At 74.8% G+C, this 12,284-nt stretch carries 7 protein-coding genes; 1 reads left to right on the plus strand and 6 read right to left on the minus strand.

The window, feature by feature from the left end:
* Nucleotides 1-17: 17 nt before the first annotated feature.
* On the minus strand, nucleotides 18-824 hold the full coding sequence (locus ACTMSW_RS04585; RefSeq protein WP_441179165.1) for an esterase/lipase family protein: 807 nt from the start codon (nucleotides 822-824) through the stop codon (nucleotides 18-20).
* A gap of 262 nt (nucleotides 825-1,086) precedes the next feature.
* On the opposite strand from ACTMSW_RS04585, the gene ACTMSW_RS04590 reads away from it, so the two are divergent.
* Nucleotides 1,087-2,433, plus strand: coding sequence for a pentapeptide repeat-containing protein (locus tag ACTMSW_RS04590; protein ID WP_441179166.1), 1,347 nt, complete (start codon nucleotides 1,087-1,089; stop codon nucleotides 2,431-2,433).
* Nucleotides 2,434-3,710: 1,277 nt separating this feature from the next.
* Here the strand turns inward: ACTMSW_RS04590 and ACTMSW_RS04595 are convergent.
* From ACTMSW_RS04595 to ACTMSW_RS04615, 5 genes are all read right to left on the minus strand, one after another.
* Nucleotides 3,711-4,550 (minus strand): hypothetical protein, encoded by an 840-nt coding sequence (locus tag ACTMSW_RS04595; protein WP_441179167.1) that lies wholly within the window; start codon nucleotides 4,548-4,550, stop codon nucleotides 3,711-3,713.
* Nucleotides 4,551-4,553: 3 nt separating this feature from the next.
* Nucleotides 4,554-7,130 (minus strand): FtsK/SpoIIIE domain-containing protein, encoded by a 2,577-nt coding sequence (locus ACTMSW_RS04600; RefSeq protein WP_441179168.1) that lies wholly within the window; start codon nucleotides 7,128-7,130, stop codon nucleotides 4,554-4,556.
* Nucleotides 7,131-7,236: 106 nt separating this feature from the next.
* Entirely contained in the window at nucleotides 7,237-9,939 is a 2,703-nt protein-coding gene (locus ACTMSW_RS04605; protein ID WP_441179169.1) for a hypothetical protein, read from the minus strand.
* Nucleotides 9,940-10,060: 121 nt separating this feature from the next.
* Nucleotides 10,061-10,858, minus strand: a complete 798-nt coding sequence (locus tag ACTMSW_RS04610; protein WP_441179170.1) for an SGNH/GDSL hydrolase family protein — start codon at nucleotides 10,856-10,858, stop codon at nucleotides 10,061-10,063.
* A gap of 175 nt (nucleotides 10,859-11,033) precedes the next feature.
* Nucleotides 11,034-12,050 carry a trypsin-like serine peptidase gene (locus tag ACTMSW_RS04615; RefSeq protein ID WP_441179171.1) on the minus strand — a complete coding sequence of 339 codons (1,017 nt, stop codon included), beginning with the start codon at nucleotides 12,048-12,050 and terminating at the stop codon, nucleotides 11,034-11,036.
* Nucleotides 12,051-12,284: the final 234 nt, after the last annotated feature.

A 12,284-nucleotide genomic window follows, 5' to 3' on the forward strand; every position in this document is an offset into this window, starting at 1 on the left:
CGCCCGCGGTCAGCGCCTCAGAGGGCGAAACAGTTCGGCCGGATCGCGGCGTCCGCGAGGGCCTGCCGGATCACGCTGTACGTGGTGCCGTCGAGCACCAGCCCGAGGTGACCGACGATCCGGAGCGGGCACGCCGACTGGATCAGCACGTTGGTCGCGCCGTCGGCGAGCGAGGCGTTGCCCACCGGCCGGACCAGCTCGTCCTGGAGGGTGCGGACGGTCGTGTACCGCACCGCGCCCGGTGTGTCGTCGCCGGAGTTGAGGTCGGCGAGGAAGGACGAACCGATCGTCATCTGCTGGCAGGCGACGATGCCCACGCAGCTGCCGAGGCCGAGGAACGCCGCCAGGTTGGCGACGTAGGTGCCGTACTGCGGGGAGCCGAGGCTGACGTAGCGGCCGACGGAGCCGGTGCCGCCGAGCCGTTTGAGGTAGTACCGCGACACCAGCCCGCCCTCGGAGTGCGCGACCACGTCCACGGTGGCGGCACCGGTCGCGGCGCGCACCTGGCCGACGTACGTGGCGAGGGCGCGGGCGGAGGCGGGGATGTCACCGAGCCCGAGGTTGGGCAACTGGTAGATCCACACCCGGTAGCCGTCGGTCCGCAGCCGTGCGGCGAGGGGCTCGTAGGCGGCGGCGATGCCGCTGAGCCCGCCGACCACGATCACGGTCCGTCCGGCGGCGGTGGTCTGGACGGTCGCGGCGGGGGCGGCCTGGACGGTCGCCGCGGGGGCGGGCGACGCGGGGGCCGCGACGGCGGTGGAGGGGACGAGCAGCATGGCGAGGGCCGCGAGGGTGGCGGCGACGGCGGTCTTTCGGAGCAGCATGGCTGCGCCTCCGGTGGGAGGTACCCGGCGGGCCGGGAGTGGTGGGTGGGGTGTCCGATCGACCGGTGCGACGATGATGCGGGCAACAATCCGGAAACGTCAATGGAAAGTTACGCGCCGGTAACCCGTTGTCCCGCCGGGGGCGCAAACCGGCATTTCGCGTATCGCTGGTCCACTGAGGAGGATCATCGACATCGGACGGCCTTGCGCGGCAACGGGTCGGAACCACCGACCGGTGTGCGGCGGTGGCATGCTGTGAACCGTGCAGGGGACACCGCCATCCGACGAGCAGCTCCGGGTGATGCCGTGGTGGCTGGTCCTGGTCGGACTGCTGCTCGCCGCCGCGCTCGGCTGGTGGGTGCTGGACTGGCTCCTCGGTGAGGCCGACCGGGCCGCCCAGCCGGACACCCGCGCCACGCTGCGCATCGACGCCATCCGCACCGGGTTGACCGTGGTCGCCGGCACCGGCGGGGGCCTCGCGCTGCTGCTCGCCGCGCGTCGGCAGTGGATCAGCGAACGGGCGCAACGTCACCAGGAGGCCGTCGCCGCCCACGACCAGGTGCACCGGGAACGCGTACAGGCACACGCCGAGTCGGTCGCCGAGGCCGGACAGCGGCACCAGGAGCAGCAGGCCACCGCGGCCGAGCACGACGCCGCCGAGCGCCGGCTCACCGAGCTCTACACCCGGGCCGTGGAGCTGCTCGGCAACGACAACGCCGCCGTACGCCTGGGCGGCCTGCACGCCCTGGAGCGGCTCGGGCAGGACAACCCGGCGCAGCGTACGACGATCGTGGCGGTGCTCTGCGCGTACCTGCGGATGACGCCGCCGGACGACGACGCGCGCGAGACGGAGGTCCGCCGCACCGCGCAGCGGGTCCTCACCCGGCACCTGCGCGCGGACGGCGACGGCTGGTGGCCCGGGGTGGCCCTGGACCTCACCGGAGCCCGGCTGGACGGCTTCGACGCCAGCGGTTGCACGCTGGTCGACGCCGACCTGACCGGCGCGGTCTGCGTCGGCGTCACCCGCCTCACCGGGGCGACGGTGCGCGGGAGGCTGTCGCTCCGGGCGACCTTCGACGAACTGCTCCTGGACGACCTCACCGGCAACGGGGAGGTCGTGCTCGACGGCGCCCGGACCGCCCGCACCAGCCTCGACGGCGCCGACCTCGGCGGTGCCCTGTCGTGCCGGGGAGCCACCTTCGGCCGGGTGACCTTCCGGGGCACCACGTTCCACCGGCCGGCGACCTTCGACGCCGCCCGCGTGGAGGACAGCGCCACGTTCCGTGACGCGGTCTTCCTCGGCGGACTGTCCATGGAGCACACGGTGTTCGGTGGGTACGCCGGCTTCCGGCGGGCCCGGTTCGCCGACATGGCGCTGTTCCGGTGGACCGAGTTCGGCGGGGACACCTGGTTCGAGGGGTCCCGCTTCGAGGGCGCGGCGAACTTCGGGCGGGCGCGCTTCGACGGGCCGGTCAGCTTCGACGGGGCCACCTTCGCCCGGACGCCCCTGGTGGACCAGGCGCGGGCGGTGGCGGGGGCGCCGCACGTGTGGCCGGAGGGGGTGAGCCCGCAGCGGCTCGACGACTGGCTGCTGCTCACCGACCGATGACCGTGATCGGCCCCCCTGTCCGCTAGATTGCGAACCAGAATCGGGATCGGCACGCGTCCGGTGGTTGGGTAGGCGCGTCTCTTCGCCGTGGGTGGAGACGCGTCATGTCGTACCGAGAGTTGCTTCGTGAGGCGGGCCCGGCCCTGCTCGTGCTGGGGTTCCTGGCTCGCCTGCCGTACGCGATGGCTCCGCTGGCCACGCTCGTCCTGCTGCAGACAGCGACCGGCAGCTACGGCTTCGCCGGCACGGCGGCGGCCGCACAGAGCCTCGCCGTCGGTGCCGGCGGCCCCTTGATCGGCCGGCTGGCGGAGCGGATCGGGCTGCGTCGGGTGGGAACCGTCGCCGCAGTCGCCAACGCGATGGCGATCATCGGTCTGGTCGCCGCCACTCAGGTCAGCCGTGCGGCGATGGCCGCCGCGGCCGTGCTGGCCGGACTGACCCAGCCACAGGTGGGGCCCTTCGTCCGGGTGCACTGGTCCCGTGTGGCCGCCGGCCGCCGGGAACCTGCGGGCCTGCTGACAACGGCGCTGTCGTACGAGGCGACCCTGGACGAGGCGAGCTTCATCCTCGGGCCCGCCGTCGTCGGTGTGACCGCAGCGGTCGCCGTACCCGTGCCGGCGTCCGGACCACTGGCGGTCTGTGCGCTGCTGCTGGTTTCGACGGCGTTGCCCCTCGCCCGCCGCTACGCCGAGACGTCCGTGCCCGACTCCACCACGACCCCGGCATCGGTACGGCTACCGGTGGCGCCGATGTGCACACTGGTCCTGGCGATGGCCCTCGTAGGTGCGATCTTCGGTGTGGTGCAGGTCGGCCTGACGGCGTACGCCGACGGCGCCGGCACCGGCGGCCTGCTCTACGCCGGGCTGGGCCTGGGCGGCGCGCTGGCCGGCCTCGGATACGCCTGGCTACCCCGCCGCTTCGCGCTGCCCAGCCGTCACCGCACGTCCGCCCTCGCACTGGTGATCGGGATGAGCCTGCTGGCGGCCGGTGACGCGGTGCTGCCCCTCGCTGCCGCTGTCGTGCTCGCCGGGGGAACCATCGCCCCGTACATGATCAGCCTCTACGCCCTCACCGAACGGCTCGCGCCCGGCCGGGTGGCGACCGCGATGACTGTGCTCTGTGCCGGTGGTCCGATCGGCACGGCCTGCGGTCAGCTTCTCGCCGGACGGCTCGTCGACGGGTACGGCTACCGCTCGGCGTTGCTCCTCGGACCGCCGCTGGCCGGCGCGGCGCTCGCCGTGGCCCTCACCGTCACGCACGCAGGGCGGCGAGGGCGGTCAGCGCAGGGAGCGGAACAGCACCAGGTAACCGCAGTACGCCAGCGGGACCAGCGCGAAGCAGATCAGGATCCCCAGGGGCACGAAGCGCGGCGGCGTGCCGGCGACGACGGCAGGCCGACCCCAGCGGCCGAGGATCAGCCAGCCGGCGATCAGCGACACGGCGGGCAGCCCGGCGCACATCCAGGCGTACAGCGTCCCGAGGTCGACCACGCCCACCCCGGACGCCACGACGAGGAGCATCATGAGCACGACCCCGACCGCCGCACATCCGGCGTACACGGCGACCGCCCGGGCCATCGGTGACCACGCCGGCAGCAGGGCCGGCCGCTGAGCCAGCGCGTCGGCCTGCTGTCCGTGCCGGTCCGCCTCGTCGGCGTAGCGCCGCGCCAGCTCCAGCTCCGTGGCCGCGTCGGCCTCCGCCGGGCGCGGGCCCGGCACTCCGGCCGCCGCCGGCAGCGCGAGCCCCGACCCCACCTCAGGGGGGTACGCCCCGACCCCCGGCCGCCCCGGCGCGGCGGCTGCGCCGCCGGTGGCGCCCGCACCCGGTGCGGGCCCGCTGACCGGCGCGACCGGCGGCGACCAGCCCGGGGCGCCGGAGACGGGAGCGGCGGGCGGCGGCGGTGCAGCGCCGCCGGGCAGGCTCGACGGTGGCAGGCCGAGGGCGCGGCCGAGCTGGTCGAGGCGGTGTCCCTGGGCGGTGAGCCGGTGCTGGAGGGAGTCGACGGCGGCGGCCAGGTCGCGCCGGCGCCCGGCCTCGGCGGCGGCGTCCCGTTCGCCGGCCCGGCGCTGCTCGGCGAGGTGCCGGGCCAGCGCCGCGTACTCCGAGAACGTGTCCACCGCTCAGCCCTCCCCGTCGTCGTCGTGCCCGTCGCGGGCGAAGGGCACGATCAGCCGGGTGCGGTGGTCGTGCCGGTCGACCAGCAGCGCCCGGTCCGGCCGGGGCGTGTACGCGAGGTCGTGCACACCGAGGTACAGCCCGAGGTCGGCGGCGGGCACGTTCAGCGCCACGAGGCAGGCGACGTCGTCGCGGTTCTGCGTACCGCCAAGGTCGTCGCCGAGCCGGCGCAGCCCGCGCCACCACCCGAGCAGGTGCACGCCGTGCGCGGGGCCGGCCCGGAGCAGGGCGCGCAGGTCGTCGTGTCCGGACCGGAAGGTCTGCGGATCCGCCGCCCCGAGCACCGCACTCGCGGCGTCGACGCCGAAGACGACGAGGTACGTGCGGTCGGCGGGTCCACCGGCGGTGGCGGGTGACGACGGCGCGCCGGGCCCGGCGGTGTGCGCGGCGAGGTCGGCGATTCGCGAGCGCAGGCCGCCCGCGTCCAGTCGGTCGACGAGGTGCCCGGCGGCGGTCAGCGCCGCGGCGGTGTCGTCGGCGGCCGGGTCACCGGCGGCGACCAGCGGGGCGAGCAGGAACCGGGCGTCGCCGGGCGCGTGCTGTCGGGCGAGGCTGAGGGTGGCCGCCCGGAGCACCTCCGCGCCGGTGACCGAGGTGCCGACCACGGCGAGGTGCCGGCCGGGGCTGCTGTCCATGAGGAACAACGCCGAGGTGCCGTCCACGTCGACGGTGCGCCCGACCAGGGCCAGGGGACGCCGGCCACCGGGGCGCAGCCCGGCGTACGTGGCGTCGTCCTCGACACGCGCCGTCTCGTACCCCCGGAAGACCGACGGTGGCCGCGCGCCCGGCGGCCGGGCCTGCCACAGCTCGTGGCGCAGCGCGGCCAGCTCGTCGGCGGCGGCGTGCGCGTCGGGGAAGCGCACGACGGTGTCCGCGCCGACCGCGCCGGCCGCGGTGTTGAGCACGGCGGAGCCGACGGGCAGGGTGCCGGCGGTGGCGTTCAGCGGGTCGAGAACGCCGCCTCCGCCCGGCAGCGCGACCCGGAGCGCGAACTGCCCGAAGATGGCTTCCGCCCGGCCGTAGAGGGCCTCGATGCCGGTCATGCTCTGGCTGGCCAGCACCAGGTGCACCCCGTACGAGCGACCCTTGCGGGCCAGCTCCTCCAGCAGGTCGACCGACTGCCGGGCCAGCGCGTCGTTGCCGGCCAGCAGCACGTGGAACTCGTCGATCACCGCGACGACGCGGGGCAACGGGGTGTCGCGGGGCAGGTCGGCGAGTTTGGTGACGCCGTGCCGCTTGAGGGCGGTGGCCCGCCGTTGCAGCTCGCGGCGCAGGTCGCGGAGCACCGCGACGCCGTACTCCCGGTCGGACTCGATGCCGACGGCCCGCGCGTGCGGCAGCCAGGACGGGTCACGGCCGGTGGGCACGAACTCGGTGAAGCTGACGCCCTCCTTGAAGTCGAGGAGGTAGAGCTGGAGTTCGGCCGGGGAGTAGCGGGCGGCCAGCCCGTACAGGACGTCGAGCAGGAAGACCGTCTTGCCGGCGCCGGTGCGCCCGCCGACCAGCCAGTGCGGGGTGGCATCGTCGAAGGCGACGGTGACCGGATCCCGGCCGGCCCGGCCGACCACCGTGCGCAGGCCCGCGACGGACGACTCGGCCCAGCGCCGCTCGGGCAGCAGGTCGGCGAAGCCGACGGCGTCGCCGTGCCGGACGGCCGCGCCGAGGTGGGCGGCGAGGGCGGCCACGGAGGCGGCCGGCGGGTCGCCGTCGAGGAGCACCGGGGCGGCGAGACCGGTGCCGTCGGAGCTGAGCGGGACGCCGGGCGGGTCGGCGACGTGCGCGTACCGCTCGGAGAGCCGGACCTGCGTGGCGGCGCCGAGCTGCGGGTGCGGGTCGGCGGACGCGGCCGGCGGGTGCCCGGCGGCCAGGACGCAGACGGCGGCATCCGGTCCGGCGTGGGTGAGCGCGGCGAGCCGGGCCGCCGCGCGCGGCGACGGGGCGGAGGCCGCGACGACCAGCAGCAGCTCCTGGTCGGCCCGGCCGGCGTGTCGGGCCGTACGCGCGTGCGTCTCGGCGGCGTCGAGCAGCGCGGCGACCTCGTCGTCGGTGGTCGCGGGCGGGTCCAGCACGCCGGCGTCGACCAGCGGCCGCAGCGGCCCGAAGGTGGCGCCGAGCGCGGCGGTGTCGATGCCGGCGACGCGCACGCCACCGGGCGGGGCGGTGGCCAGCAGCCGCAGGACGACCGCGCGGAGCAGCCCGGCCACCCGGGGATCGCGGGCGTCGCCGTCGACGGCGAGGTGAGCGCCACCGCCGAGCGGGACGAGGACGGGGAAGCCACCGTCGGGCGTGGACGCCTCACCGAGCCGGACCGGCACCGGGGTGGCGGCGACCGGGGTGGCGCCGGGTGTCGGCGCGGCGAGCGCGGCGCCCAGGTGGGCCAGCCGGGCCACCGCGTCGGCGGGCCCGGCGGGGCCGGCCGGTGGCGGTGCGGCCTCCAGTGCCCGACGGGCGGTGTCGAGATGGGACCGGGCCGCCCGGTGGGCCGCCACCGCCTGCCCGTACGCCGACGCGAGCCTGCCCACGTGCCGTGCTCCCGTCGCCTCGCCCCGCCTGGTCCGGGAAACCCTAGCCGACCCCGCCGATCCCGGGACAGTCCGAAGCGGACATGTCGCCGACGGACACGCCGGGTCAGCGGCCGGGTGCCGGTACGACGGCGCAGGCGGCCGGTTGGGGACGGTCCGCGGCGCCGCAGTGGTACACCTCGACGGGTTCGGTCGCCACGTCGGGCACCCGCTCGACCCGCAGGAGGGCGAGGCGCTTGTCCACCGGTTCGCCGGAGTCCGGCGGGTACCGGATCAGACCGGCCACCCCCGGGTAGCCCTGGCCGGCGTTCTGCCGTAGCACCTCGGCGTGCACGGCGACCGGGTTGACCGAGGTCGGCTCCCAGCGTTGGCGCGGGCCGGCGTGGTGCAGCCGGGCGGCCAGGCTCTCCAGCGCCCGCACCACCATCATCGAGGCGTCGTACGCCAGGCTGACCCGCTCGCCGACGGGGTGCGGGCGGTCCGGTCGGCAGCGCGGCGGATCGAGCAGGTCGCCGGCCTGGATCCAGGTGAGGAAGCTGGATCTGGCCTCGTCCCGCCGGTCCTGGGCGGCCCGCAGCGCCGTACAGGTGCCGAGCGCGGCCTTCGAGACGTACGTGACCGGCACGTTGCCCGGCGCGGCGGCCCGCAGGCCCGGGTTGGCCATGTAGCGGTTGACCGAGTCGTCGCCGACCAGGTGCTTCGGCGGGTCGTCGCCGCACTCGCGCAGCGCGCGGAGGAAACCGTCGAACTCCGACCAGCGTCCGGCGTAGAAGAGCAGGCCGTCGAAGCCGCACTCGACGGTCAGTCGTCGGCCGGTGCGCCACTCCTCCAGCCGGGTGAGCCGGGGGCCGAGACGCTGCTTCAGCCCGTCCACCAGGGTGCCGACGTAGAGGTCCTCGGCCAGGGAGCTGTTCTCCCCGGAGGTCCAGTAGACGTGTGTCTCGTCGACCTTCAGGACCTGCCGGGCGTACGCGTCGACCATCTCCACCTGGTCCGCGTTGGGCGCGGAGACCTGGAGGTAGAGCCGTGAGTTGGCGTCGATGCGGTCGGCCGACAGGGTCGGTGCGAGCACGGGCAGCCCGATCCGGTTGAGTTCGCGCAGTGCCCGGGCGGTGGTGGTGCGGCTGTCCACCAGACCGACGACGCCGAGGACGGTCCGGTCGTCGCGGGCCAGCTCGGCGAGCATCGCCACGGCCCGGTCCGCGTGGCGCATCTGCCGGCCGCCGTTGGCGACCACGATCCGCAGCAGCGCCGCGCCGTCGGCACCCGCGGACTCCTTCAGCAGCGCGTACTGCGCCGTCGCCATCCCCTCCAGCTCCTCCCGCTCGGACACGTAGGACTCCTCGTCCGCGCGGGTCCGGTTGCCGGTGAGCGTGCCCAGGTAGACCAGGGTCAGGTAGGGCCGGCGGTGCTGGCTGCGTTCCCAGACCTCCTCGGCGGCGCGGTTCTGCGCGAAGATTCGCTCCTGGACGGTCCGCAGCGCGTCCTGTCCCGGGTCGTCGTTGAAGACCTGAGCGGCGCTGTCGCTGTAGCCGACGCACTCCCCCTCGACCAGTTCGACCGCGATCCGGCCCCCGGTCGGCGAGGGGTGGCAGCCCGGTCCCCAGCGGGTGCCGGCCCACGCGCCACCGGCGGCCAGCACCGCCAGGGCCACCGCCGCCGGCAGGAAACGCCGCGACCACCACGGCGGCTCGGGGGCGCTGAAGGGACGCAGGCCACCACGCGGGGGCGGGCCGGCCTCCGCCGCGTCGGGCCGCAGCACGACCAGCCAGGCCGCCGCGCGCCGCAGCCGGCGCATCTCGGGCAGGGCCTCCGACCATTCCTGGTACGCCTCGTCGGCGTCGGCGAGCGGGTGCGGGGCGGGCAGCTCCGGCGGGGGTACGTCCCCGGCCGCGACGACGAGCAGCGGGTCGTTGCGGCCGGTCTCGTTGCGGACGTCACCGAGCAGTCGGACCAGCACGTGCCCGAGGTTGCCGGGGCTCACGTGGTCCAGCAGCAGCACCGGGTAGGCGGTGCGGCGCCAGTCCGACGGCCGCCACGGTCGACGCCGGTACGCCTGCCGCAGGTCCTCCAGGAACGCGTGCAGCAGCAGCTTGTTCACCTGGTCGGGCTGCTCGCCGTCGCGCCAGCCGGCGGTGAGGCGCTCGGCGAAGCCGAGGAACGTCACCGACTGCCGGGGCGCGAGGTACTGCTGGCGCATGAACCACCGGTAGTGCCGCCCCAGCACCGGCACCCGCCCGGAGACGGCCAGCCGGAACACCACCCCGGGCACCGCGTGCCGGACCAGCCACAGCACGAGCTGCGACACGACGGACACCGCGTCCCCACCGACGGGCACCGCGTCGGCCGCACCGCGCGGCCCGCGCCGGTCGCGCAGCCGGCGGACCAGCGCGGCCCGTCCGTCGTCGGCGTCGACGGCCAGGCTGAGGCTCTGGTGCATCAGCCAGTCGGCCAGCGGATAGTGCCGGAACCGCAGCCGCGCCGTCCCGAACGCCTCCAGCGACAGCTGCCGGTGCAGGTCCCGCAGCAGGGCGGGCACGTCGGTGCCGGCTGGCTGCGCGGCGATGTCCAGCACGGCGTGCGGGACGCGTCGGCGCTGTCCCTGCCCGAGGAAGCGGCGCAGCAGCGCCATCAGGTCGCCACCGGGGCCGGTGTCGGGGTCGGTGTCGGGGCGGACCAGCCAGAGCAGCGGTGGTCGCCGGTCGCCGCGGCGGGGTCGCCGCAGCAGCCGGGCCAGCAGCCCGAGGAACTCCGTGGCCCCGGCGGGAAGCCGGTCCCGGCCCGCGGGCAGCTGCCTGGATGTGGTCACGTCCCGCATGGACACCCCCGATCGGTGGCACGCCGTGGTCGTCCGATCCACCCAGTGTGCCGGGCGCCGGCAAGCAGCGGCCGGCGGTCCTGACCGGACCGTCGGCCGCCGTGCGGTGGAATCAGCCGGTGACGGCGTTCAGCGCGGGCAGGTAGCCGTAGCGGTATCCGTCGGAGTCCGGGTGGTACGCCTCGATGACGCCGGTGACGTCACGGATCCACGGGTCGCTCGCGCAGACGCCGTGGCCGGCGAAGTAGGGGCGGGTGTCGGCGAAGGTGGCACCGGCGGCGGCCGCCCGGCCGGCGATGACCGTGGCGAGCACGTCGGCGGCCTCGTTGAGGATCGTCCGCTTGTACGTGCTCATCGCGAGCAGCCCGCAGTAGTTGGTCTCGAACAGGCGCGGGTATCCCAGCACGATCAGCCGGGCGTTGGGCGCACGGTTGCGGATCGCGGCGTACGTGGCGTCGAGCCGGCCGGGGAGGGTTCCGGTGGCGAACGCCTTCGCCTCGTTGACCGCGTTGGTGCAGCTCGATGTGCTGCCGAACCGGCAACTGGTGATCACGTCGGCGAAACCGGCGTCGTTGCCGCCGATCGTGATGGTCACCAGGGTGGTGCTCGTGCTCAGCGCGCTGACCTGGTTGTTGATGACGTCGGCGGTCACGGCGCCGCCGCAGGCGGGGAACTTGAAGCTGGTCACCGCGTTGGCCGAGGCCCAGATCGGCGCGTACGACTTCTGGCTGCGCAAGCAGCCGGACAGATCGTACGGACCGGCGCCGACGCCGGAGGAGTAGGAGTCGCCGAGGGCGACGTAGTTGATGGTGGCGGCCTGCGCGGTGCCGGGGACGAGCACGGCGCCCAGGGTTGCGGTGAGGACGGCGACCAGCGCGGCGAGGGCGCGGGCCAGCGGGCGGTGGGGCATGACGGACCTCCACAGGACAGGGGTGGTGGGATCCTGTGACCGCGCGCGTGGCCAGGGGTGCAACGGTTGTTACTAGCCGGTAATGCTATCGGAACATTGAGATCAATGGAACAACGGCGCCGGCACCGGGCTCACGCCGAGCCCGGTGCCGCGGACCGCTGCCGGTGGTCGTCGGTCAGGCGGCCTGGGTGCTCCGGTAGAGCGCCTCGACGGCGCTGCCGAAGTACGGGCCCCACATCATGGTCGGGTGGTCGGTGTAGATGAAGCTGTTCACGGAGTTGACGTATCCGATGCCGCGGGAGGTGTCGAAGGCGAACAACCACGGGCCGCCGCTGGATCCGGGGGTCATGTCACACGTCATTCCCTGCGACTGCGTCCCTCCGATGGTGTCCGGGAACACCGTGCTCGCGCAGGCGATGAGCCGCTGTCCGTCGAACGGAGGGCCGCTCGGGTACCCGAAGGCGTGCATGAAGGCGTTGCGCGGTTCGTTGAAGGTGATCCCCTGGGCGCCGACGGTGTCGGCGAGGTCGCGCCCGTTGAGCGGGTTCATCAGCGCGATGCCCACGTCGTAGTTGAAGTCGCTCCTGCTGGTCCACTTGTTGAGGGCGTGCAGCGAGCGGGCCGTGAACGTCCCGACCGGCCGGACGCCGTCGCGGTACGCCGGCACGAAGACGAAGTTCTCGAAGAAGCCCGTGTTTCCCTGCCAGTCGACGACGCCGTGCACACAGTGCCCGGCGGTGACGACCATGTCCTTGTTCGCGCTCGACACGACGCTGCCTGAGCACACCCACTCGTAACCCAGGCGGGTGAAGAAGACCTTGCCCGTGGTCCACGCCACGGTGCCCCCACCGGTCCACTCGATCGACGACGCCAGGGCGCGCGCGGCGGGCGATGCGGGCGCGGGGGTGGGGGCGACGACGGTCGGCCTGCCTCCGGGCCGAGGGGCGGCGGTGGACCTGGCGGGGGCGACGACGTCGGCGGGCCGGGCGGCCCGCATCCGGGCCGGAGTCCAGTAGTCGGTGATCCTGCGTTGTTCCGCCGTGTCGTCGGCGGCGCGGTGGGTGACGACGCCGGCACCGCGCGCCTCCGGTGCTGCGGCACCGGGGCGGTCCCCGGCCGTCGCCGGGCCGGCACCCGCCAGCACGGATGCCACCCCCACCAGAGTGATCAGTCCGACCCGTAGGACGTTCACGTGGCCTCCCGCCAGGCTCGGGCGCCGACCGGTCAGCGCCGGGTACGAGCGGCAGGACACGCCACCACCGATACGCGAGCGAGGCGCCGGCTGCCGTCGCCCGAAGTATTCATCGTCGACCTTGAACATGCAAGACCGTCGATATCATCCGGGTTGACCGCACCCACCGGCCGACAGCGGCACAGGTGATCCGGGCCGCTGACCGGGGCAGGCCAGGTCAGCGGCCCGGGGCGT

Source organism: Micromonospora sp. BQ11 (assembly GCF_052068135.1).
Taxonomy (GTDB): Bacteria; Actinomycetota; Actinomycetes; order Mycobacteriales; family Micromonosporaceae; genus Micromonospora.